Here is a 24,076-nt window from a genome sequence, read left to right on the forward strand (position 1 = left end):
TGTTATATTTGCTGAACCCTGTTTTTGTTATATTTTAATTACGAAACTCCATCATTTACCCTCATTTCGTAATATTAACCCTGTTTTTGTTATACATTTCCCTGTTTATGCTATAGATCACCCTGTTTTTGTTATAGTTAATACCCTGTTTTTGTTATAGATAGCCCTGTTTTCGTTACAGTTCACCCTGAATATGTAATACTTAACCCTGTTTTTGTTATAGTTAGTGACTCAAATCCTTAGAGCCTGTAAGGTTTGCAGAGACTGAAAACAGTAAACACTTAAAACATATAAAACAAAATATTATAAAACAATTAAAACAAATATAATTTCCTTTAGTTTTGTAATGTTATATTTTAATAATTACCTTAATAAAAACCCTTTAAAATCGATAACAACCGGTAATGAATTATTGTACACTTGAAATATTAGGGAATTAATGAACAGTTGAAAGGAAGTTAACAATGAAAAAATTAATAATGATTGCACTATCTACAATGTTATCGATTACCATTATTTCACCAATTGTTGCTGATGCTTCAAAAAAAGATTCCGATAAAGTAAGAACTGCACTTGTAGAACAAGGATTTACAGTTAAAACAAAATTCACTTATGGCTTTAATATTAGTGATCCAAAGAAGATAACAAATGATTTTACGTTATATAAGATCTATGAAAATGGTGAACAAGTAGGTACTGCAAAATACTCTGATATGTATAAAAAGGGTTCTACAGATTATTTATTTTTATTTTTTAATAACACAAAGAAAGTTACTAACGAAAAGATAATTAGTACAATTAAAGCAATAAGTAAAATATCACCTGATAGTACTTTAGCTAAAAACCAAACTGTTGAAAAATATGAACAAGCTTACTATGGATTTGGCAAAATTGCTGAAATTAAAGAAAATGTTCATCAAGAAAATTTGCGGGAAATTAATAATAAGAAAGCAAAAGAAATGAAACCGTTAGAAGACGAATTCAATAAACGTTGGTACAACGCAACAACGGAAGAAGAAAAAATGAGAATAAATGAAGAAAAAACGTTAGTCCTTGTTCCCTTATATAATAAATGGGAAGAAGTAAGGAATGAAGAAATGAAACGATATTATAATGATGATATTTCAAATTATAATTATATGTGGAATAAGCAAGAAGATGGAAAGAAGAAATCTGGTCATTATGAGTATATCGTTACTCAAGATAAAAACAGATTAATCTATCTCAATGAGTGGAAAAATTAATGTAAAGATAAATTAAAAGCCAATCCTACAAAACTTTCATAGGACTGGCTATAAGTTGTATCTATTTAGAGAATAATAAGTATTAAAGCTATTGCAATATCTTAATTTTTTAGTTATCATTAAATTGAATTTAATAGCAAAAACCTGGGTAAACCCCACTTTATTTACGACTGCGTTGTTAGTAACGCTTATATAGTCGTGCATGAAGTGGGGTTTTTTTGTGTTTCTAACCCTATAAATCATTGGAGGTGGAAGCGTGAAACGTATAAAAAAGTCAATTATGGCTGCTTCAACATTGCTTGTAACCGCACTATATCTAGGATTTGTTAATCTGGTATCTGCAAAGGGTACTGTTGAGGATTCTTTAACTAATGCCGGTATCACTACTAAAGGTAGTACAACAGGATTGTTTGCAGATTTAAAAAACATTGTTTTCTTAATTATGGGTATTGGTGGACTATGGGCAGTATGTTTCGTCATTATTGGCGGTATGTTACTAGCAGGTAGTGGCTCTAATCCTCAAAAACGTGGAGCTGGTATTGGTGCAATTGGATGTGCGTGTGTGGGTTTATATGTAATTTACAAAGCATATGACATTGCGGGTTGGGCGACAGGTTTGGGAGGTTAGTATTTACTTTCCATAAATGAAAAAACACCTTTACTGTTGTAAAGGTGTTTTTTATTAAAACAAAGAGGTGTAAAAGAAATGCGAATAGCTAAAGTTGCTGTAGATATGTCAAGTGAACAAAAAAATATACAAGGTGTTGTTTCCTCAAGACAAGCAATTTACCTAGGTGTAGGCGGCATTATTTTATATAGCTATATACCAATTGTTTTTAATTTACTTTTCGAGATTACTGGTTGGTTACCAGCTATTATCTGCTGTTTGGTTCTAGCTTCACCAGTTATTTTTGTTGTTGGATTCTTTGGGTTTACCAAAGTATCTAAATACAACATGAATCGAGATTATTTTTACTTTATTAAATTCCAAAGAAAAACTCAATACGGATCTTGGCGGAAAGGAATGTAGTACATGAAAGATATATTATTTCTGCTTGGGATTGTTATTTCAGGATACGTATTCGTACGTATCATGCTAAAGGAACCAATACTCCCATGGAAAGAAAAAAATATAAAGAAAACAAAAGTTCAGGTAAAAAATTCGAAAAAAAGTAAAAAAGATGAGGCTGTAGATGATCCGTTAAATGAGAAAGAAGCGGTGCCATTTCAAAAATTATTTCCAGAAATCGAATCATTTGAATCTCATATGATTCGACGAGCTGGAAATGAATTTACGATGATGGTGGAAGTAGAACCAGTTAATTACTTTTTATTAGATCAAGAAGAGCAGGAAGCAATAGATATAGGTTTTGAAACGTGGTTAGCACAACTTAACTATCCTGTTCGTATTTATCTCCAAAATCGTTTTGTAGATTTAACAGATCCAATTGAAGAAATTCAAAAAGTGATTGTTGAACAAGATGATTTGTACTATGAAGCACGAGAATTCGGCCAAAACATGATTGAAAATTTAAAAGCATGGCAAATTAGTCAGCCACGTTATGAAACTAAGAGATACATTTTATTTGATTATAAGGTTGAAGCAAAAGACATTAAAGCTGATAGCGATGAAGAATTAGAAGAAAGAATTGTTGAAAAGGCATTTAGTGAATTGCACAGAAGATTTTCAGCAGCCAGACAACAATTGCGAAAAGCAGAGATGAACGTACTGCTACTAACAACTGAAGGTATTGCAGAAGTACTCTACTACACATTTAATCGTCGAAAGGCAATTAAAAATAGATTTAGAGAAATCGAAAGTCAGGAGCAAGTCGCTTTATATGTGACAGCAGATCAGGATGCAGAACATATAGCACTTGTTAAAGGAGAGATAGAAAAGAATGCCGAAATTTCCTAAGTTAAGTAAGAAATCTAAGAAAAAAGTAGAAGATGAAGAATTAACTCACGAAGTCGAAATTGAAGACAATGAGTTGCCAATTAATAATATTCCAACAATTTGGGATGTTATAGCCCCCGAAGGAGTAGGAATTACTGAGCGTTCAGATGATTATGGTGTCATAAAGCAGTCTCTTGGTACAAAAACATACTTTAGACCTTTTTATGTAACGCGTGATGGTTACCCAAGAAAAATGAAAACAAATTGGATGGATGCCATGCTCTCAAGTGGTGAACTTGATTTAATGATAGATATTCAAAAAATTAATAAAACTAAAGCTATTCAATTGTTACAAAAACAAAATACTATCCTGAAGTCAAATTTGAGTTTCCAGTTAAAACGGGGTAATCAAGAGGGCGTTAGTGATAATCAAACTAAAATTGTAGACAATGAGATTTTGATGGAAGAAACCCAGTTTAGTGAAAATGATTTGTATGACGTAGGTGTTATCGGGACGATGTACGGGGAATCTGAGCGTTACTTAGATAAATTTAGTGATTCATTAGAAGATGAAATGGCATCAATCTTTGTAAAGTTGGCTGCAACTTGGGGCAGAGTAAAAAAAGGGCTCCGCACTGTATCACCATTAGTCACCAATGAAATAAATGATTCTATGAGAAATATAGATCGACGGGCTTTGACGACATTTTCCCCTTTTATAAGCGGAAGCGGAAAGTTTAATGGTGGTATACCTATAGGTGTAAATAGAATTACTGGTCAGAAAGAATTTTATAATGCGTTCGGGACTCCTGGGAATAGACCAGATAATTATAATATGGCTATTTTCGGGGTATCTGGTTCTGGTAAATCCATTGCAATGAAATTATTACTTGCCCGTGAAACAACAGGAATGGGTGTGTATTCAAGGTTAATTGATGTTGAAGGTGAGTTTCTAAAAATCGTTAAACGATTAGGTGGCGTAAACATTACCCTGTCGGAAGAAAGTAAAATCCGTATTAATCCATTAGCAATAAACGTAACAACAATCCCTTATGATGCGGATGATGAAGAGTTAGAAGAATTAGAGAACCATGAAGAACGAGAGTTGATTGAACGAGATGGACAACAATATATTCAATTTGTTCCAATTCGTGAAAAGATTAATGAAGTTACAGAATTCTTCGATATATTATGCCGTGGGAAAAATCAAGAAAATCCAGGTTTGTCTGTATATGAGCGTAACTACACTGAAGAAGCATTAAAGTACCTATATTCAGAAGATCCTCGTTTTAAGTATAGTACACATCCCTCTTCATTATTTAGTGAAAAACCAAAAGAAGAAAATGGAGTGATTATTCAAGTAAGAGTAAAGAAGGATGAACCTACTATAACAGATGTATTTACTTATCTAATTAATAAATACGGAACGGATCAAAAAGCTTCACGTTTACTTGCAGCTATTCGTCCATTCTTAAAAGACGGTTCAAAGCCAATCTTTGACGGTCAAACTTACTTCGGGAAAGACGTTTCAGTTGATATACATACAACTCGATTAGTCAATTTTAATATTTCTCAGATGGAAGAAGGATTCCTACGTCCAGTTGCTTATCATGTAATTCTTAATTATGTATGGGAGTACTTTGTTAAAAATGTTGAAAATGCATTAAAGAAGAAAATAGTATACTGCGATGAATTCTGGACTTTGGTAGATAACGAGCAAACAGTCTCGTTTAGTGAAAAACTAGCAAGAAGATGCCGTAAACGAAATACGGGTTTCCGTATAGCTTCTCAAGATTTTATAAGAATACTAGAATCTAAAAAAGCACGTGGGGTATTACAAAACACAAATTCTTTCTTCTTCTTAAAACAGAATAAAGTAGATTTGAAACATATAATTGAAAATTTTGATTTGAGTCGAGGTGAACGTGGTTTATTATTTGAAAATCCTGATAAGGGGGAAGGTATTCTTCGTGTCGGTAAGTCCTCCGTCCATCTTCAAACAGATCCATCAAGAGAAGAACTAGACTTCATCGAAAGTAACGCTGCTGTATTAGATGAAAATAAAAAACGTAGCAAATTCAATCGAAGTGGTCAAATATAACTTCATTTTCTCAGGAAAGGAGATGGTTAACTGGTGTTAGATTTAGGGGAAAAGATTTCAGCCATATTTGAAAGTCTAATAAAATTTTTAATGGATAGTTTTGTAGCTCCATTTAAAGATTTACCAACACTTAAGAATTTAGTCTTTGGTAAATATAATGATGACCTTGTTTGGTCTACATTCCATGAAAAAGATCTAACTAAAGCGTTCAGCCCGATTTTTAATACAATGACAACCCTTGCTGGTTTTTGCTTAGTAGCATTCATAATTTTTTCTGGAATGCGAATTGCTAGTTCATCGATGATAGCTAGCAGACGAAACGAAATGTTTGAAAGTGTCAAAGATTTATTACTTGTTGTAATTCTGTTGTTTAATTTGCCATTAATCTATGATTTATTGTTTGGAATTAATGATGGTCTAATTAAGCTGTTTTCATCAGCCTATGATTCAAAAATGGACGAATTGAAAGCAGATGATGAGAAAACAGGGATAATCGGTAATATATTTATTCAATTAATACTCCTAGGTTTAGCAGTTTGGGCAAATTTCTACTATATGATGAGACGCGTATCATTACTCATATTAATGGGAATGGGTCCTGTCATGGTCGTTTGTTGGATGTTCCCTCGATGGAAGGGTATTACATCGGCATGGTTTAAAGAATTGACTGGTTCAATTTTTGTGCAATCGGTTCATGCTTTTGTATTTTGGACAATTGCAATTATGTCAAATACAGCAACAGGATTTGTTGAAACAGTGATCGTGTATGTAATTTTTATACCGATTACTGAATCCTTACGAAAGCTGTTAGGTATGGGTGGAGATATGCAAGGTGGTTTTTCTAAAGCAGGTTCAATGATGGGATTAACTGCACTTGGAGGAGTAGCTGGTGCTGTTAAAGGTGCTATTGGAGAAAAATCTGTAATGGGCGCCCTTAGTGCAATGAAAAATGGCGCTAAAGGAAATAAAGGAGATTCTAAATCAGATTCAGATAGCGATCCAGGAGACACAGGAAAAACTATAGCTGCTTCTGCGGGTTCAGATTCAGGTACTACATCAAGAGCTGAAAAAATGCTTAAACCAGGAGACATTGTTAGCAAATTGGGAAAGGCAACGCTTGGAGCGGCAGGTGCAATAGCCGGTTCAGCAACTGGACCTGTGGGTACTTTAATCGGTGCACAAGGTGCTTCTATGGTTGGTGGTGCTATAGGTGGAGTAGCCGGTAGAACGGGTGCTAGTGGAGCAATGGCTTTGGCTAACCGTATTAAAGCTGGAAAAAATGCGATGTCGGACTTGAATGCCGCTCGTTCACAAGATTTCGATGAAGGTATGGCAGATATGATTGCGACATCAGATACTGATAAATGGGCAACTGATAATAAAGATGCAATTATGACAGGCTTGAAAGAGAAGTTCCCAGATGCAACACAGAAAGAACTTGATAGTAAATTTGATCAAATTAAAGCTGATAAAAAAGATCAATTAATGGGCGAAGCACGTGGCCAATGGGCAAATGCGAAAGACACCGCTTCTAAAGTGGGAAAAGGCGGTTCATTAATCAGTGCTTCTGCGGGAGCAATGGCAGCAAAATGGGCAGATAATAATCAACAATCCTTCATGGATGAATATGATCAAACAAATCCACAACAAGCAGGAGAAACGGATGCGGCATATTTAGCTCGGCGCGCAAATGCATTTAATGAAAAAGTAGGACAAGTTAAAAATCAATTTGCAGAAGCAGGAGAAGCCTACACGAATAAGTTTGGTGGAGGAAATGTACCCGTATCACGTGAGGGCTTTAACAAACATATGGCCAATAGCTTGAATGGTATGACTGGTATGGGCAATGTTGATGGGCTTGCGAATGCGAGTGCGGAAGCAGTAAATAGTGTACAAGGTGAACAAATGTTCACAAGTAACGGTACTCCAAATGCGGCTGTTTTAGCAAACAGTCTAGCACATGCGAAAACATCGAAGATGGGTAAAGATTTTATAGAGCAAGAAATCGGTAGAGGTGTAAGTGAAGAAACAGCTAGAGGTAACTGGGCATCACAAGAAGCAGGTATACATCAACAAAATGTAGATAGCTACTCTTCTTCAGGATTCCAGGATAGTGCCCAAGCTTTAAGACAAACTACAATGCCTAAAGGAAAAGTGGCAGCATTAGCGCAATCACTCGGAACTGTATCGGGAGCAATGGTTGGCCTTCCTGAAATGAAGAGAGCTGTAGGTCAAGTAAATACAGGATTAGCTGTAGGGATGCAGACATTGGCAGAAACCTCGCAATCTGAAGGTATGTTAAAAGCTGTGCCTGCAGCATTTAGAGGTGGTATGCAAGGAATGGTTGCCCAATCAATTGCGGATAATGGCGGTAATGCTGTTCAGGCTGAAGCTAACTTTGTTAATAGAGCCGGTTTTGCAGGAGGAATAGTAGTAGGAGCAGCGGGCTATAAAGCAGCGAAAAACTTTGCTATGAAAAATTCCCCATATCAAAATCAAGTTGAATCGCAAATATCTTCTCCAAGCGATGTAATTCAAATGGCACAAACTGTCACTGATGTTCATGGTAATAAACAGATTGCACCAGGGGCGATTAGACAGGTTGTAACAGCAAATTCTTCCCATATTGAAGTGCTTACAAAAGGTGGAGAAAGACAGGTTATTTCTCGGATGACAGCTGGCCATAGTGGTTTAGCAAACGGGGATACTGTTTATCAAGATTTGAACGTTGACAATGATATGCTCGTACCTCTGCGTTCATCCGGTGGGCGAGGGGGATCTACATATCGTTTAGATAGTGGTGGTGCAAGAATTCCATCATCAGTAGCTATTTCAACGGATCCTAATAATATTTTAGGTAATCCGCTTCGTTCTAGTAAACATGCACCTGTACAGCAGCAACAAGCACCTGTGTTTAATCAAAAAGTAGACTCAGGTAGTTTCCATATAGAAGATTTAGCTTCTCAAGGAATGAGTAAAGTTGAAGTAGTTACTTCAAAAGGAAAGCAATATGTAACAGCTGAAAAAGATGGTCAACGATACCGTGTCTCTCCAGTATTCGCAGGTGATTCACGTTTAGCGAATTCAGAATCATTTTCTATTCTAGTAGCAGTAGAAAAAAATAAATTGAAAGCCATTGCATCTAATATTCCTAATTCAGTAGTAGCAGATATGCCTGACGGTGATCAAACGGACTACTTTAGTAGTAACGGGGTAAGTGGATTAATTATGCCTGGAATGATCGAATCAAAACATGCTCAACATGCGAAAAAATCCGCTGAACGCCGTTCAGTACTAGATAACTATGGTCGTAAGCAAGGATTATTAGGGTAGGTGATGTAGTATGGTTGTACAAGAAGAAAGAGAGTCCATATCCAAGAAAATAGCAAAACAACAAGCTCGAAAACAAGCTAAAAAACTTTTGAAAAAGGGTGGAAAAGCAGCTGCGAAAGTGGCTGCCAAAGCTGCTCTCGCTGGAATGAAAGCATTAATCTCATTCTTATTAGGTTTAGGAGCCCCATTTTTATTAGGAACATTAGCAGTTTTAGCTGCGCTATTTGGGATTTATTTAGCCATTACTTTAATGTTTTCTATAGGTTCAGATTTACTCGATGGTGAAGAAAAAGAATTCTATGAATATGTAGTCCAACAAGCTGATGCAACAGTAGATATGAGTAAAGACGAGCAACGATCATATCGAGTGCCCCATGAGTTAATTATAGCTTCTCTTCAGATATATGATTCTACTAAACATGGAAAAACGGATAAAGAGGCTGTAAAAATTATGGCAAAGGCGTTAACACCTATATTTACCTACGAGGAAAAAGAGGGGAAAATCGAAACGGAAACCACTACATGTGTTACTGGAGAAGGATGTAAGACTGTCACGGAAATTACTCCTTTTAAGTTGAACATGTTAACGAGTGTTGATGCATGGAATCAGAAGATGGTGACCACGATTACAGGTGAAAGAACAGATTGGGTTACGGCTAACTCTTCGACAACTACTAAAGATAAAGATGGGAAAGATATCGTTACTTCAAAATCTGTAAAATCTCGTGCTCATACATTTGTTCCAGTAAATGAAATTGAAGAAGACTATACACATTTCGATCGTGTCTTATCGGATATACCATTTGACTATAAAGAGACAGATAAAAAAACTGCAGAAGCATTATACCAGGCTTCTGGTGGAACTATAAATTATTCTGAATGGTTAAATGGAGATTCACTAGCGGGATCAGGTTTTGGTGATATAGGAGATATTGGTTCAGACGTTAATGTATCACCAGGGTCGAACGTTCCTGCAGAATACATGAAATACTATTTGGCTGGACAAAAGAAATACGGAATAGATTGGTATTATCTAGCTGCATTCCATTTCGTAGAAACCACGTTCTCGACACTCAAACCAATGATATCGAGTGTAGGAGCAATTGGACATACACAATTGTGCGCCATGTTTCTCTATAAACGTAGTTGCGTGAAATGAGAGAATACATTCGTATTTAACTGATTTATTGATTAGCAAGGTGAAATACCTTGTTATTGCTAAGGGCTAAGATGCAATACCCTAATACTCCTACATGCAGACATTGACCATTTAATGAATGTATGAAGCTAGGTAAAGTCGTAACGTGAGGGCAATATCTACATGTCCTAAATCGTGCGGGGGTCCATAAAAGTTAGCTATGGTAACGAAAGAAACTCATGTTTGAAGCATCGTAAATGTCGCTCAACCTTATGTAGATTCAAAGGGTTGTATAATCACTGAATCATTTATGCTAGTAAGTTGCATAAAAGACGTCATAACAGCTTAGTTGTTGTTGTTATAGATGAACCAGACAGTTATAGTCCATCTCGTCTGGTGAGTAAGTGCGGTGTAAAGTGAGTACCTAAGGCTATACAAAAAAGGGATAAATAAATCGGAACATGGGAAGCTGCTTAATCCGGAGGGAATGGTTACCCAATGATGGACAAGTAGTGGCGGAGACTTCGTAGTAGTGCTGAAGCAGGGTAATGTCTGTGGAGCGAAGGGAGTTAGTCGGAACAAGATATTAGATTAGAAATGTAGTTCGAAACAACCCGCTTCAATCGAAAGTAGTTGATGGGGTTATATTAACTCATAGTAGCTAAGGCGTGAGAATTAGGATACATACATTGATCAAATTAACATGATTGTTTCGATGGAAAGCCGTATGCGGTGAAAGTCGCACGTACGGTTTGGGCTGGGGGAAAACTAGGAGATAACCTCAAATAGTTACCTATCAGCACTATGCCTTGTACTTGGGTAGGCTGGTCATTCCCGGGTTGTGGTGGAGTAGGAAATTTGAATGTAGATGACAGCGTATTAAGTAATATGGCAACTATAAAAAAGCATGGTGGTTATGGTCAAGATGGTGATGGTGACGGTAAGGCATCGCCATGGAATATTGCAGATGCAATAATGTCGACTTCTTATCTTTTATATAAAAATGGATTTAACAGTAATATTGATCAAGCAATATGGAAGTACAATCATGATACATCCTATGTGGCAAAGATAAAGCAAAAGGCCGCTGAATTTAAAGCAGCAGCTTCTTACACGGATGGTGGTGGCGGTGGTAGTGGTAGTTTACCAAACTCTGACGGTGCTGGAGCAATGAAACCAACAAAAGGTAGGATAACTAGTGGCTATGGTTGGCGAAACCTTGGAGCAGGTCCTGAATTTCATTATGGTGTCGATATAGCTAATGCTGCAGGTACCAAAATAGGTGCAATATCACCTGGAGTAGTTACTAGAGTAAGTACAGGTTGTCCACCAGTAGGAAATTTGAATAGTTCGTGTGGTATGGGTTGGGGAAATTATATTTGGGCTAAACACAATATAGATGGTAAAACCTATGAAGCGGTCTATGCTCATATGTCGGGTATATCAGTGTCTCTAAATCAAACATTAAAAAAAGGGCAAATAATAGGTGCAATGGGAGCAAGTGGAAGGGTGACAGGAGTTCATTTACACTTCGAAATTCATAGGGGTGCAAGGAACGGATACTCCACTGTTGTTAACCCAATTCAAATAATTCCATATGCGGATTAGGTGTGATTTTATGGATAAAAAATATCAAATCATTATTAGTGTTGTTGTGATTTTTTCCCTCATAAGTATTGTGATGTTTAGTATTATCTCTAACAAAAAGGAAACTGAAATTACATCAACAAAGGTAGATGAAATGAGTACTAAGCTCAAGAGTGAAAAAAGTACGAATGATATCAAGTTGAAGTTTATTACTAATCATTTGCCAAAAGAACTAGGGATGGTTGATTTGAAAATAGGTGAAAATGTTGAATCTGAAAATCCTCAACTAGCTCCGATTGTTTTACTACAAATGGGGCTACTTAATAGCGATGCAGATGCTTTTACAAGTGCATTTTCAATAGACTCCTTGGAGAAGCTACTAAATGGTAAAGACCTTGTGACAGACAAAGAAGCAGCTATACAAGAAGCAATAGGTAGTCTATCGAAAAATAATCAACTAAAGGATATATCAACGAGACGTATAGACGATAGAAAGTATTACATTCAATTCTACTATTTAGATAAGACAAGTTATAAAACAACTGTTTTGTTAACTAAAAACGATAATGTTGGGGTTGATACATCTTATCGTATTGATACATCGATAGTAATGCTCTTAGAAAATATGAGTATGAGTGTAAAATAAATAGATTAGGTGAAATATATGATAGGGCAAATGATACGAGCGCTCCGTAAAAAGCATGGTTATTCCCAAGTAACGTTAGCTCGAGAGCTAAGTGTATCAGCGCAGATTATTTCGAATTGGGAGCGCGATTGTAGTATACCTAGCTTAAAAGATATTCAAAAACTAGCTGAACTATTCTCTTGTTCAATTGATTTTCTAGTGAAATCAAATGATCATTACGAAATGAGTTTGCTATTAAGTCAGATGCCAAACAAAGAAATACGTCGTTCCTGGTATAACGAATTATTATTGTGCGAGGATAACGACTTAGAGGTCTTGCAGGGTTTATGGGAGACAATTAAAAAAGTGAAAAGTGTTTAGTAACAAATAATAGAGCCGTTTATTCAAAATTATGAATAAACGGCTTTTTTATATGCCTATACAATATTAGTCACCATTCATTGCCCATGAAACAAAATGCTCACAGTTATTAAATATTAGGTTATATTCAGATTCGCCAAGTCTTGAATATGCTCGTGCAATAATTTTTTCATCATGATACAGTTTTGTTGTGCTGACAATATGAATTGCTGCGCCTTTAGCGAAATGTTCAATTGACTCTATCTTCACCATACCATCTTGATAATGGATAACTGTACTGTCACCTAGCGATAAAGCATGATGTAAATAACCTAAACGGTTCATCTGTAAGTGTTTGGCTCGTGTAATTGTATCACTATCGACTGCTTGGCTTTCATACTTGTTTGCATTTTTTAATAATTTTCCCCATTGTGGAATAGTTGAAAGTGTGGAGACGGGTAACTGTTCAGTCGTATTTTTATAGGTTGTAACAAAGCGGTCAGCCTTTTCAATAATATTACCAACTGGAGGGGCATCACGCTTTAAATCAGAGATAATATCACGTTTACTTTCATGGACAACCTCTTTAATACCTACTTTTAATTCTTTAGCATCATAAATAACACAGTCTACAAAATCAAAAACATTTCTGAAAAATCCCATGCAATTTACCCCTCTGTTTCAAATAATTTTGTATAGTTCTCGTTGGAACATTGTCCCTTTAATATCACTCTTTTTTAATCTCTTAATCACATTGTATCTTAGTGAGACGGTCGAGTGTTTAAAAGGTTGAATTTTTAGTTATATCTGGTAAATCAGATATATAGATTTTACTGCTATTTTGGAGATAAACGAAGGGGTGTGTAGAAATTGACTTAAATTTATTTTATCAATAAACAGAAGACTTTGAAGAAAAAAGAATCCCTTATGTTTAACAAGATAAATGGTGCAGCTTGGAAAGTTTTCCATGAATATGTGGAACAGCTACGAACATTTCAATGTGATGGACTGGATTGCTAGTTTGGATGAAAAGCATTATAAAGTATTAAAATGTGCTATAGACATACGAATGAGAAAAGTTGAATACTCAAGTATGTAGAGAATAATGTGAACTAAATATTGCACAAGAAGGCAGAGAACATTAATTTGGTCCCTGCCGATTATATTGGTGCATGAATTCAGTTATTTTTTTGGGAATAAAAGATAGATCCTAATGCCATAAAAAACGAACATAGTAATAATACTTATAATCATTGCTATGATTGCTAATGACATTTTAAATAATGTTTGTGCGACTAATAAAACTATTTCAATTGTAGTTGTGTCCATTTTAGCTCCTCCTTGTTGTAAATTTTTTAAGTCTATTGTTAATTTAAAAAGAGATGTAAAAGTTTTACCTAGAAAAAGTCTACTCTATAGAATTTCGTATTTTAAGATGCTTTTACATATTGTTATAAGCAAATTTGAAATATATATTCTAAAAAAGAAGAGTAATAGCAAAAAAAGAAGGAAAAGAGAAAATAGGACAAGTATGAGATTGAAATAAGTTTAAATAAAAGGTTGCTGTAAAACTTGTTTTACAATAAAAGAAACCCAGTCATTGTTCAAATGACTGGGTTAGATTTGAGGTAGATTTAGTTTGTATAGTAAAGATTAAAGATTGATTAAACAGCCCTTAAAAGCCTATAGCATCAACATTTCCATGATTTTCAATAGAGTGCATTATTTTCAAACGTCTAAAAAGGTAGCGTCGTTTTTAGAAAAATGAGGTTTATTTCTCTTTTTCTATGATATGCAATTCAATCTAAAAAATTGTTCAAAATGGATTCTCACCCAGCAATTTAAGTTTAGTCTTTATAAAAAAGTTTTTTGTTGTGAGTAAAAATTTCATAGATAATATTATCTCGAAGTTTGAATACTAGTTAAATAATGGTCTTCAAAATATAAATATCCTCTATCATATACCCATTGCTCTTTTACACCATATATTGTTTCAGTTTTATTAATGTTGTTTGGACGTCCCCATGTAGAATCAACTGTTTCATAATCAGTCATTCCAATGGATGGCTCATACTTTGTACTATTAGTTGTTACAGTTTTTGATGGTGTAGATGGTGTATATGTTTTTTCCTTTATACCTTTTAATGTATCTTTTTTTAATACAGTATATTTACTCATATAAGGATTGAATTTACCATCAGAATCTACACCTAAAAAACTAATAGGTTCACTATCATTCAAAGTAAAAGGCTCATTCATATAATCGTTAGTGACTCTAATGTAGTATTTTGTAAGCCCATTATTAAAAATACATGTAGATACATTCATTGCATCCTCTTGTACTCTCAAAAAATCTTTATTGACTGTTTTATCTAGGTCCTCACTTTTCAAGTTAGCTAAAATATTTTCAGACATAATAGTAGATGATTCTTTCAATTTTAGAATTAATGTCTTTAATTCAATCTCTTTTTTAGAACCTGCTTTTAATTCAATTGTTTTTAAATATTTTAAAAAATTTTCAGTATAATATTTAATTTCAAGAACTGTACGTGTATCATTTTTATCCGCTTCTAAAACCTTTGTTGGAAGTATACCTATATGATGATTTAAATAGCTTAGAGTTGTATTAACGTTATTTGCAAAGTCTATAGAAATATTTTTTGGTAAATCTTTAGGATCTAACGTAACTGTATAAGTTTCGAAGTTATGTGCTAAATCCTCTTCGATACTCCTTTGTAGTTCCTGCTTTTTTTCTATTGCATTTAAAATAATGAAAATTGCGATACCCCCAATAACTGATAATATAGTCGTCCATAAAACTTTTTTATTCATATTTCCACCTCTACTTTATTTATGACTATAGTACCATGTTAGTGTATCCTAAAGATAGGTTGAAAAGGTAAGTTTAGTAAAGTTAAAGAGATAAGTGTACAGCTATCATAAGAGGACAAAATAGATTCCACTTAATAACATACAGAAGGATGATTACTTATTATATCTACAACATGTAGCGCCATATATGCTGCTATTTCTAAGAGATCGCAAAATGTGTAATGCAGAATTATTCTGCATTACGCTAAAATATACTAAATTTTTAATAAATCGCCAAAAGCTTTTGGCATTATAAAAGTTAGTTTTGGTTCTGTATTAATTTACAAAGGTTGAATATTGATAGTAAAGAATGTTTAATAAAGATTATAAACTAATGAATTTTAAGGAGATTATTTATGTTTTTTGACCTGAAAAGAAATGGATTGGACTCTATAAGAGTATGCTTTGAAAAAATAGAAAAAATCGATGAATTAGCAGTAGGTAAAGAATACAATATTAAGGATGCTCTCTTCTATCTAATTCAAGCAAACGAGGTCCTTTTTAAACTATTACTTAAAGAACAACAAGAGTATTTAATATTTACCGATATTAGAGGTTACATCGAGGCGAAAAAAAAATTAGAAAAACATGTAGAGAGTGACAAAACAGTTTTTGACATTAATCCAAAATTAAATACAGTAGGATTGAATGAAGCTATTAATCGACTGCAATTTCTATGTGATACGGTAATTTCAGAAGATTTTAAAACATTATTAGAAGAGATTAATAAAGAAAGAAACAAGTTAATGCACTTTGAAATATTTCTAGATGATAATGAAGTTAAAAGTTTAATAGTTAAAATTAAGTTATGTCATAATTTAACAATAGAATTTTTTAAAAATAAAATTGAGCAATTTGAAGATGAAATTAAATATAAGAGGTTTGAATTAACAACAGTAGAATATGAAGGAATTATGGAAGAATCACTTAGAGTTCGTGAACTACTGGAACTACAGGCTATACATGATGATATGGGGTTGTTAGAACAATCCGAAGATGGAAACTATAATTACGATTAGGTATTCTTTAAATACATTTGTAAAATTATTAGTCAAATAGATGCGTACATACGATAATTGAACAATCTGGAAAGGTCTATCTTCAATTATCTCTTGGTTGATTCTACATGGTTACAATACGTAAAATTCTTCAATGTATATTGCAAAAGTTGGGAGTGCCGTTTATGTAAATAAATTTTTCAAGAAATACAAGAAACCTTGCGGAATGGCGAGGTTCTTTTTTATATTGGCCGTCTAAATATTGGTCTTTCCACGGTTTTCACTGATTCGTACATTACTCACGTATAATTTCACCCATTTAATAACAATATAAATTCACTTGCTAAATCAAACGTATGTTTGTAAAATATAAGAACAAACGTTCCTCTGAAGGAGTCCCTTTTATGTCTAGCATGTACGATAATCTGCCGGATAAACCTATCATTTGTATCGACGCAACGTCATTTTATGCTAGTTGTATAGCTATGATTGAAAACTTGGACGTGATGACAGTGCCTATAGCTGTAGTTGGAAACTTAAATCAAGCAGGCAGTGTGGTATTAGCAGCCAGTCCAGAAATGAAAAAACGGTTTGGTGTAAAAACAGGTACAAGGAAATACGAGATTCCTAAACATCCTGATATACGCTTGTTTGAGCCTAAAATGTCTTTCTTTCTGGAAATGTCTATGGCAATCACGCGATTAATAAGCGATTTCGTGCCACCAGAGGCTATCCATGTCTATTCAGTCGATGAATCATTCGTTAATCTTGAAAAAACGAACAGGTTGTGGGGGAGTCCAGAAGATACTGCTCAGGCTATTCGTCAAGCAATTTTTAACCAATTCCGCATTCGTACTGCTGTAGGTATGGGTCCTAACATGCTACTTGCAAAACTGGCACTCGATCTTGAAGCAAAGAAAACTGGTTTTGCAAAATGGACTTACGAAGATGTGGATAAAAAACTTTGGCCAGTCCATCCTTTATCCGAAATGTGGGGTATTGGCAAACAGATGGAACATAATTTTAATAAAATGGGGATCTATTCAGTAGGAGACTTAGCACGCACGGACTTAAAAAGACTTGAAAGGGCATTTGGTGTAATGGGTACACAATATTACTATCATGCATGGGGGATTGACCTTTCAAATTTCGGTGAGCCATTACTATCTAAACAATTGAGTTTTGGAAAAGGCCAAATGCTAATGCGGGATTATCATACACGTAAGGAAATTCTAGTTGTACTTTTAGAAATGTGTGAGGATATAGCACGAAAGGCAAGGGAAGCGGGTTATGCAGCACGTACATTAACGCTAGGGCTATCCTATAGCAAGCACGCCATGACAAAAGGCTTTTATCGCTCCAAGACTTTAAAAGCGCCTACAAGTGACACAATGGAGCTTTACGCAGTATGTAAAGAGTTATTAGATAAATACTTTGCAGGTGAGCCAGCACGTCAACTGTCTGTACGTATTACCAACTTGGAACCTGAACAGAGTATACAGTTAGATTTGTTTGATGTAGACAAAGTTAAACGTAAGACACTAGCACACACGATGGATCACATAAGAGAGCGATTTGGAGCAACATCTTTGTTACGTGCCACTTCCTTTACTAAAAGTGGTACTGCGATTCAACGTGAGCAATTAATTGGTGGACATAGTGGGTGAACGATTGGAATGTGTCACATTTAAAAATTCATAAAGATGGGATATAGTATGACAAATTTCGATAGAGGGAATAAAAAATGGACTTCGCTAATGCTTCCAGAACATCTAACTATATTAAAGCATTGGAAAAAGGAACAAAACTATATAAAACGCCCTGAATTAGATGAATATCAATTAGAGGACTTTCAAATGATTATGTCTCAAGCACTTACGACTCATGAGCCCGTGCTCATCACCACTTGGAATAACGGTGAATTTTTCACTACCGAGGGGTTATTACAAGCTGTTGATCCTTATCATGACGACTGCCTAATTCAAAGCTCGTTAGTGAATAAACGAATACAGCTCTCCGCAATCTGCGATATACGCCTATGTGATGATTTTCTATGATAACGATTGATGAACATAACCAATTGCACCAATACTTGATATTAGAATTAGCAATTCAATCTTTACAAAAAGATCATTCACATTTAGGGAAATTGAAAATGAAAAATATCTATTTAGTATTGGTGGATACATTATTAAAGGAATTGAAAAGTGATTATTATAAATCAAAACAGCTATTAAAAAGAAGGGGAATACAAGTAATAGGATGGCATCGAACGAGCGAGTATTTCAGTGATATTCAAATACGAACAGCTGGAGAAGATCTTCATCTAAATTATGCGAATCAAGCATTAAAAACAGCGGTAGAGGAAGAGTTATTCAAACGGCTACAGTAATAACAAAGCAAAAGCACAAAAAGTGTATAAACATCCTTTTGTGCTTTTATAGAGAATAAAACCTATATTTTTAGTTGAATCGCATAAAGTAAATTATTCCCGATCTGATAGTAATATATGCGCTAGTCCTAAAATGTATTCAAGTTTTGATTTTAAGTATTTATTACGAATAGTTAAATGGCTCTATCTAAAGTGATAGCCTATTTATGATTGAACAATACCGTTTAGGCATATCTTTATCAATATACGGAAGTGCAAATTAAGTAAATCTAAATCTTATAGAGTGGACCATTTCCGGACTATGAAATCTATATAGCTTGTTAAAATAATAAGTAGTAAAGCCAATAATTATCATTGGACACACTATAGAGCAAGGAGTTTTGAGCTTTTCACCTTCATAAATACGGTATAATTATGTTATGTAACTTGCCGGGTGGGAGGGCCCTATTTCCTTCCTCTTTACTTAATAGAGAAATGGGGTGCAGCAATTTGAAATTGTAGTGTCTAGTGAGTAAGCAAGCAAGTTCCGCTAAGTCATCGTACAGTCTTTGATCAAATCACATAGAAACCCGTGGCTTTATCCCGGGGGTCTTTTTTCTTTTCTTAGATTAATAAAATACCTGAAAATTAGGACAGAGCCTATCCAAAACGTTACACCTATGTTCTCTCCTAGAATAAGCCATCCAAGTAAAGTTCCAACCGCAGGTTAACTTCCTTACAATATCAGTTTCACATTATTTACCCAGTAATTATTTGACATACAATTAATAGTTTGGTAGTTTGAAATTATCTAAGATAATTTTTAGATAATTTAGAAAATTGGAGATGTTAAATATGAAGAAATTATTTTTATCAGAAACAGAAGTTTTCTCAGCTTTCGCAGACTTACCAGATGTCCTGATTCAAGATGCAAAAAATGCAATTTCTTATTTTATTCCGGCAGATGAATTAAGTAAATTTGAGACAAAGTCAATTGAACAGGAAGAGGATGTCTTAACTTTTTTAATACCGAACGGGGATTTAGTTGATGAAATCAACGATTTTTCTTACTCAGAAAAATCATCAGTGTTAATTAAGCACCCGGGTGGTAATACGAATTATTTTATTACTCAAGATAAAATGCAAAAATATAAAATAAAAACTTTTGAAGAAATGGAAAAAATAATTGAAAACTGTCTATCGTTTGTTATACCTACTGGTGACGAATTACTGGAAGATATCCCTAATTTAGCTCCATCAATGTTGCAGGCTAATACTCCACTAGAGATGCCGATACCTGTTCGGAAAAAAGCTTAATATAATTTAAAAAAGGCTACATTACATATATATATGTAATGTAGCCTTTATCTACTTGTTCTATGGGGTGAATTATGATATCCCTTTTTGAACAATAGAAATTCTAAGTCCCGAGCCATGAAGGCAGTTTAAGGATATTCACTTTGCTCTTAAAAAATATCAAGCCCGCCAATCCATGTAAAGTAGAGTGTAAATGTACCTAAATAATATTCTTTTTGCCATATGTTTAGAACATCCCCTAATGCATATAAACTTACCACAGAAAAAGTCTTAATAATGGATTGAGTCAGGCGGTAACCTTTCCAAATCTACTAATAAATCCTACATTACATTCTAAGGAACTAATTTATCTATTATTGTAAATTTTGTCATAGAAAAAACACCTCCAATTGTTAGTTTTTTGCATAACAATTGGGGTGCAGTTCAATCGTCCCTAATTTCTTATTACATGCTTTATTTTTCACTAACCCTTTACTTATATTTAATTAGCGGAGTACGATATCCTATTATAGCAACGAATATAATTACAAAACCTGCTAAAGCTAGTGCTGTAGCAGAACTAATATAGCTTCCTAACATTCCCCAAAATAGTATTCCTATTGGTGATAGTAACGATGAGATACTAGCAATACCTAATATACGGCTACGATAATCCTCTGAAGGAACTTCGAATAAAATAGCTGTTGATATAGTACTAGTAATAGCAAAGAAAAAGCCAACTCCAAAGAAAATTGCATAAAGTGTCCACTGATTTGGATTTAGGAAAATCAGGGTAAATAAAGCCCCTCCGACAAGTAAGCAATTAACATAAAGCATGCCTCGACTTCTTTTAATTTTTAACATGCTAAGAAGTAGGGTTGCTACCAATGCACCTATCGAGTAAAATGTTAAAATTGTTCCATATATGTTTGGAGATAGTAACAACTCATTCTGCACAAGATTTGCTAAATTTACATTGTAACTCACTACCGCTAAATTTGCTAATGTAATTAGTAAAGTCGACCAGAGAATTAATTTATTTTGATAAAAATAAACTAATCCACTTTTTAATTGGCTAATAAATGTTTCTTTATGGATATCTAGTTGTTTTTTTTCATTTTCTTTAATGAAGAGTGTTGAAATAGTTGCTACCAAAAATGTAATACTATTAAAAATGATAAATTCGCTGAAATTAAAATAGATTATAGCGAATCCGGCCAATGAAGGGGCTGAAATAGAAACAAATCTAAAAATAGTTTCATTAATGGACGCAGCTTTGGTTAGATCTTTCCCTTGCATTAAAGATGGTATCATAGCTCCGTATATAGGTCTAAATGCAGCATCTAAAATAGAAATAATAAAAGTAATTATATATATTTCACTTAATTGAAATTCACGATTTATTAATGATAACCCCCAAGCAAAGGTAATAAAAAAACGTATGAAATCCATCCAAATTAAAAAATTTTTTTTCGATACCTTATCACCTATTACTCCAGCAGATATTGAAAATATGATTTTAGGAATCATTCCTACAAATATTACGGTTCCTAAGATAAATGGAGATTTAGTTTGTTCAAGGACATACCACACTAGAGCAAAGTTATAAATTAAGCTCCCAATACTGGAAATACCTTGACCAAACCATAAATATATAATTGAAGGTACTTGCATCCTTTTCATAAAAAAAACATCCTTTTTCTATACAAACTTAATATATGGGCATCTACCTATTAGAACTATTCACACAAAAAATTGATTAATTTTCCAGGGACGAATATTACTTTATATACTGATTTATTATTTATATACTTATTAACTTTTGGATCTGCTAACGCTAATCCTTCTACAGTTTCTTGTGAAGTTTCAATAGAGGCTCTAATAACAGATTTCAATCGTCCATTAACTTGAACAACAATTTCCGACTCATTAATTTCCGAAATTTCCGGATTATGAACTGGCCATTTTTCATATGTTATAGTATGGTTATTTCTAATTTTCTCCCATAACTCTTCAGCCAAATGCGGTGCAATTGGCGCAAGCATTTTTATAAAACCTTCAATTACTTCTTTTGCAATAACTTTTTCTTTATATATTGTGTTTAAAAAAGTCATTAATTGAGCTATTCCTGTGTTGAATTTTAATTCGTTAAAATCTTCTGTAACTTTTTTAATTGTGTAATGATATGATTGTTGTATTTTCCCATTAATTTTTACATCTTGAATATTTGATTGTAGGTTACCTTCTTCGTCTAATACTAGATTCCAAACACGTTTTAAAAATCTTTTAGCTCCATCTAATCCATTAGTTGTCCATGGCGCAGATGCATTAAGAGGACCCATAAACATTTCATATAAGCGCAGACTATCTGCTCCATGACTTTTGACAATATCATCAGGATTAACTACATTTCCTTTAGATTTACTCATTTTTACATTGTTAGAACCCAGAATCATACCTTGATTATATAATTTTTGGAAAGGTTCTTTTGTTGGAACAACACCGATGTCATAGAGTACTTTATGCCAAAATCTTGCGTAAAGTAAATGCAATACCGCATGTTCAACACCGCCTATATACAGGTCTACTGGTAACCATTTTTTTAAAAGTTCTGGATCAGCAATTGCAGTATCGTTTTTTGGATCAATATATCTTAAGTAATACCAGCAAGACCCAGCCCACTGTGGCATCGTATTTGTTTCACGGCGTCCCTTTTTTCCTGTTATAGGGTCAATTACGTTTACCCAGTCATCGATATTTGCTAATGGGGATTCACCTGTCCCTGATGGATAAATATCGTTTGTTTCTGGTAGCATTAATGGTAGTTCATGTTCCGGAACAGTTGTCATAGTTCCGTCATCCCAATGTATTACTGGAATCGGTTCACCCCAATAACGTTGACGAGAGAATAACCAATCACGTAAACGATAAGAAATTTTTTTTCTACCCAAATTATTTTGTTCTAACCATTCAATTGCTTTTCTAATTCCTTCTTCTTTATCTAAACCATTTAAGATACCAGAGTTAATGTGGGGACCTTCACCGATATATGCTTCTTTATCAACATCGCCACCTTCAATAACTGAAATCATTGGTAATTCGAATTCTTTAGCAAATTCATAGTCACGCTCATCATGTGCTGGAACAGACATTATTGCACCAGTCCCATAAGATAACAACACGTAGTCAGCAATCCAAATTGGTATTTTTTCACCATTTATAGGGTTAAGTGTATATGAACCTGTAAATACCCCGGTTTTTTCCTTCGCTAAGTCAGTACGCTCTAGGTCGGATTTTAGCTTTACTTTATCTATATAAGCATTTACTGCAGAACGCTGCGAATCTGTTGTAATTTTCCTTACTAATTTGTGCTCTGGTGCAAGTACCGCGTATGTCGCACCAAATAATGTATCTGGTCTTGTTGTAAATACTTCAAATTCTAAATTTACACCATCGATTTTAAATGTTATTTCAGCACCTTCAGAACGACCAATCCAGTTACGTTGAATATCCTTTAAACTTTCTGACCAATCCAAATCCTCTAAATCACTAAGTAATCGTTCTGCATAGTCTGTAATTTTTAATACCCATTGCTTCATAGGTCTTCGTATTACAGGATATCCACCACGTTCACTTTTACCATCAATTACTTCTTCATTCGCTAAAACTGTACCCAATTCTTCACACCAATTTACAGATACTTCATCCATGTATGCTAGCCCTTTTTCATATAATTTAATGAATATCCACTGTGTCCACTTATAATAATCTGGATCAGTAGTATTAATTTCTCTATTCCAATCATATGAAAATCCTAAATTCATAATTTGTTTTTTATAAGTATTTATATTTTTTTTGGTAATTACTTTAGGATGTTGTTTGTTTTGCATTGCATATTGCTCAGCTGGCAAACCAAAAGCATCCCACCCCATAGTATGTAGTACATTATAACCTTGCATACGCTTCATTCTGGCAACTACATCAGTAGCTGTATACCCTTTAGCATGACCTACATGCAACCCTGAACCAGATGGATAGGGGAACATATCCAATATATAAAACTTTGGTTTAATATTGTCATTAATATCAGTAGAAAATACATCGTTATTTTGCCAATATTCTCTCCACTTTTTCTCCACATTTATAAATTCGTTAACCATTTTATATCATCTTCCTTCAACATATTTTTACAGAAATGTTCAAATAATTATAAATTATCAGTATTGTAACACAATCTTAACATTATTTTCAAAAT

20 protein-coding genes and 1 pseudogene are annotated in these 24,076 nt (G+C 34.0%); 15 read left to right on the plus strand and 6 right to left on the minus strand.

The window, feature by feature from the left end; all coding sequences use genetic code 11:
* Nucleotides 1-464: 464 nt before the first annotated feature.
* The 10 genes from ACZLO7_RS22100 (at nt 465) to ACZLO7_RS22145 (ending at nt 12,306) form a co-directional block, all read left to right on the plus strand.
* On the plus strand, nt 465-1,244 hold the full coding sequence (locus ACZLO7_RS22100) for a hypothetical protein (protein ID WP_464939657.1): 780 nt from the start codon (nt 465-467) through the stop codon (nt 1,242-1,244).
* Nucleotides 1,245-1,500: 256 nt separating this feature from the next.
* Complete coding sequence (locus ACZLO7_RS22105) at nt 1,501-1,872, plus strand: hypothetical protein (RefSeq protein ID WP_464939656.1); 372 nt, start codon at nt 1,501-1,503, stop codon at nt 1,870-1,872.
* 78 nt (nt 1,873-1,950) lie between these two features.
* Complete coding sequence (locus tag ACZLO7_RS22110) at nt 1,951-2,274, plus strand: PrgI family mobile element protein (RefSeq protein ID WP_100798288.1); 324 nt, start codon at nt 1,951-1,953, stop codon at nt 2,272-2,274.
* Between the two features lie 3 nt (nt 2,275-2,277).
* Entirely contained in the window at nt 2,278-3,162 is an 885-nt protein-coding gene (locus ACZLO7_RS22115; protein WP_464939655.1) for a hypothetical protein, read from the plus strand.
* Nucleotides 3,146-5,242, plus strand: a complete 2,097-nt coding sequence (locus ACZLO7_RS22120; protein ID WP_464939654.1) for a VirB4 family type IV secretion system protein — start codon at nt 3,146-3,148, stop codon at nt 5,240-5,242. Before ACZLO7_RS22115 ends, ACZLO7_RS22120 begins: the two co-directional genes overlap by 17 nt.
* 33 nt (nt 5,243-5,275) lie before the next feature.
* Nucleotides 5,276-8,575: a TrbL/VirB6 family protein gene (locus ACZLO7_RS22125; protein WP_464939653.1), complete on the plus strand. Its 3,300-nt coding sequence runs from the start codon at nt 5,276-5,278 to the stop codon at nt 8,573-8,575.
* 10 nt (nt 8,576-8,585) lie between these two features.
* A complete protein-coding gene (locus ACZLO7_RS22130; protein ID WP_464939652.1) occupies nt 8,586-9,734 on the plus strand; it encodes a lysozyme family protein in 1,149 nt (382 codons plus the stop codon).
* Nucleotides 9,735-10,571: 837 nt separating this feature from the next.
* Nucleotides 10,572-11,321, plus strand: coding sequence for a M23 family metallopeptidase (locus tag ACZLO7_RS22135; protein ID WP_464939651.1), 750 nt, complete (start codon nt 10,572-10,574; stop codon nt 11,319-11,321).
* A 10-nt stretch (nt 11,322-11,331) separates the two neighbouring features.
* Nucleotides 11,332-11,946 (plus strand): hypothetical protein, encoded by a 615-nt coding sequence (locus tag ACZLO7_RS22140; protein ID WP_464939650.1) that lies wholly within the window; start codon nt 11,332-11,334, stop codon nt 11,944-11,946.
* Nucleotides 11,947-11,964: 18 nt separating this feature from the next.
* The gene (locus ACZLO7_RS22145) at nt 11,965-12,306 is read left to right on the plus strand and encodes a helix-turn-helix domain-containing protein (RefSeq protein ID WP_464939648.1); all 342 of its coding nucleotides are present in this window, start codon (nt 11,965-11,967) and stop codon (nt 12,304-12,306) included.
* Between the two features lie 66 nt (nt 12,307-12,372).
* On the opposite strand, the gene ACZLO7_RS22150 is transcribed toward ACZLO7_RS22145, so the two are convergent.
* The 3 genes from ACZLO7_RS22150 to ACZLO7_RS22160 form a co-directional block, all read right to left on the minus strand.
* Nucleotides 12,373-12,948, minus strand: a complete 576-nt coding sequence (locus ACZLO7_RS22150; protein ID WP_464939647.1) for a lecithin retinol acyltransferase family protein — start codon at nt 12,946-12,948, stop codon at nt 12,373-12,375.
* A gap of 519 nt (nt 12,949-13,467) precedes the next feature.
* Nucleotides 13,468-13,614, minus strand: a complete 147-nt coding sequence (locus ACZLO7_RS22155; protein WP_464939645.1) for a hypothetical protein — start codon at nt 13,612-13,614, stop codon at nt 13,468-13,470.
* Nucleotides 13,615-14,184: 570 nt separating this feature from the next.
* Nucleotides 14,185-15,117 carry a hypothetical protein gene (locus tag ACZLO7_RS22160; protein ID WP_464939644.1) on the minus strand — a complete coding sequence of 311 codons (933 nt, stop codon included), beginning with the start codon at nt 15,115-15,117 and terminating at the stop codon, nt 14,185-14,187.
* A 395-nt stretch (nt 15,118-15,512) separates the two neighbouring features.
* Between ACZLO7_RS22160 and ACZLO7_RS22165 the strand changes: the two genes are divergently transcribed.
* From ACZLO7_RS22165 to ACZLO7_RS22180, 4 genes are all read left to right on the plus strand, one after another.
* Nucleotides 15,513-16,175 carry a hypothetical protein gene (locus ACZLO7_RS22165; protein ID WP_464939643.1) on the plus strand — a complete coding sequence of 221 codons (663 nt, stop codon included), beginning with the start codon at nt 15,513-15,515 and terminating at the stop codon, nt 16,173-16,175.
* Nucleotides 16,176-16,567: 392 nt separating this feature from the next.
* Complete coding sequence (locus tag ACZLO7_RS22170) at nt 16,568-17,821, plus strand: Y-family DNA polymerase (protein ID WP_464939685.1); 1,254 nt, start codon at nt 16,568-16,570, stop codon at nt 17,819-17,821.
* Between the two features lie 48 nt (nt 17,822-17,869).
* Nucleotides 17,870-18,211, plus strand: a complete 342-nt coding sequence (locus tag ACZLO7_RS22175) for a YolD-like family protein (RefSeq protein WP_464939642.1) — start codon at nt 17,870-17,872, stop codon at nt 18,209-18,211.
* The gene (locus tag ACZLO7_RS22180; protein ID WP_464939641.1) at nt 18,208-18,546 is read left to right on the plus strand and encodes a YhjD family protein; all 339 of its coding nucleotides are present in this window, start codon (nt 18,208-18,210) and stop codon (nt 18,544-18,546) included. The genes ACZLO7_RS22175 and ACZLO7_RS22180 overlap by 4 nt, the downstream gene beginning before the upstream one ends.
* 577 nt (nt 18,547-19,123) lie before the next feature.
* Here the strand turns inward: ACZLO7_RS22180 and ACZLO7_RS22185 are convergent.
* Nucleotides 19,124-19,252: pseudogene (locus tag ACZLO7_RS22185) on the minus strand (EamA family transporter); the annotation flags it as partial.
* 128 nt (nt 19,253-19,380) lie between these two features.
* Between ACZLO7_RS22185 and ACZLO7_RS22190 the strand changes: the two are divergent.
* Entirely contained in the window at nt 19,381-19,842 is a 462-nt protein-coding gene (locus tag ACZLO7_RS22190) for a hypothetical protein (protein ID WP_464939640.1), read from the plus strand.
* 471 nt (nt 19,843-20,313) lie between these two features.
* Here the strand turns inward: ACZLO7_RS22190 and ACZLO7_RS22195 are convergent, their stop codons facing one another.
* Together ACZLO7_RS22195 and leuS are read right to left on the minus strand one after the other, a co-directional pair.
* Nucleotides 20,314-21,504, minus strand: a complete 1,191-nt coding sequence (locus ACZLO7_RS22195; RefSeq protein WP_464939639.1) for an MFS transporter — start codon at nt 21,502-21,504, stop codon at nt 20,314-20,316.
* A 56-nt stretch (nt 21,505-21,560) separates the two neighbouring features.
* Nucleotides 21,561-23,981, minus strand: a complete 2,421-nt coding sequence (gene leuS / locus ACZLO7_RS22200; RefSeq protein ID WP_464939638.1) for a leucine--tRNA ligase — start codon at nt 23,979-23,981, stop codon at nt 21,561-21,563.
* Nucleotides 23,982-24,076 lie beyond the last annotated feature (95 nt).

It is taken from the genome of Viridibacillus sp. d25.2 (assembly GCF_055456015.2).

Excerpts from the sequence above, each read along its gene's own strand:
- ACZLO7_RS22100 (WP_464939657.1), top strand. The coding sequence starts at position 465 with ATGAAAAAATTAATAATGATTGCACTATCTACAATGTTATCGATTACC.
- ACZLO7_RS22110 (WP_100798288.1), top strand. The coding sequence starts at position 1,951 with ATGCGAATAGCTAAAGTTGCTGTAGATATGTCAAGTGAACAAAAAAAT.
- ACZLO7_RS22115 (WP_464939655.1), top strand. The coding sequence starts at position 2,278 with ATGAAAGATATATTATTTCTGCTTGGGATTGTTATTTCAGGATACGTA.
- ACZLO7_RS22120 (WP_464939654.1), top strand. The coding sequence starts at position 3,146 with ATGCCGAAATTTCCTAAGTTAAGTAAGAAATCTAAGAAAAAAGTAGAA.
- ACZLO7_RS22130 (WP_464939652.1), top strand. The coding sequence starts at position 8,586 with ATGGTTGTACAAGAAGAAAGAGAGTCCATATCCAAGAAAATAGCAAAA.
- ACZLO7_RS22140 (WP_464939650.1), top strand. The coding sequence starts at position 11,332 with ATGGATAAAAAATATCAAATCATTATTAGTGTTGTTGTGATTTTTTCC.
- ACZLO7_RS22145 (WP_464939648.1), top strand. The coding sequence starts at position 11,965 with ATGATAGGGCAAATGATACGAGCGCTCCGTAAAAAGCATGGTTATTCC.
- ACZLO7_RS22150 (WP_464939647.1), bottom strand. The coding sequence starts at position 12,948 with ATGGGATTTTTCAGAAATGTTTTTGATTTTGTAGACTGTGTTATTTAT.
- ACZLO7_RS22155 (WP_464939645.1), bottom strand. The coding sequence starts at position 13,614 with ATGGACACAACTACAATTGAAATAGTTTTATTAGTCGCACAAACATTA.
- ACZLO7_RS22160 (WP_464939644.1), bottom strand. The coding sequence starts at position 15,117 with ATGAATAAAAAAGTTTTATGGACGACTATATTATCAGTTATTGGGGGT.
- ACZLO7_RS22165 (WP_464939643.1), top strand. The coding sequence starts at position 15,513 with ATGTTTTTTGACCTGAAAAGAAATGGATTGGACTCTATAAGAGTATGC.
- ACZLO7_RS22170 (WP_464939685.1), top strand. The coding sequence starts at position 16,568 with ATGTACGATAATCTGCCGGATAAACCTATCATTTGTATCGACGCAACG.
- ACZLO7_RS22175 (WP_464939642.1), top strand. The coding sequence starts at position 17,870 with ATGACAAATTTCGATAGAGGGAATAAAAAATGGACTTCGCTAATGCTT.
- ACZLO7_RS22180 (WP_464939641.1), top strand. The coding sequence starts at position 18,208 with ATGATAACGATTGATGAACATAACCAATTGCACCAATACTTGATATTA.
- ACZLO7_RS22190 (WP_464939640.1), top strand. The coding sequence starts at position 19,381 with ATGAAGAAATTATTTTTATCAGAAACAGAAGTTTTCTCAGCTTTCGCA.
- ACZLO7_RS22195 (WP_464939639.1), bottom strand. The coding sequence starts at position 21,504 with ATGAAAAGGATGCAAGTACCTTCAATTATATATTTATGGTTTGGTCAA.
- leuS (WP_464939638.1), bottom strand. The coding sequence starts at position 23,981 with ATGGTTAACGAATTTATAAATGTGGAGAAAAAGTGGAGAGAATATTGG.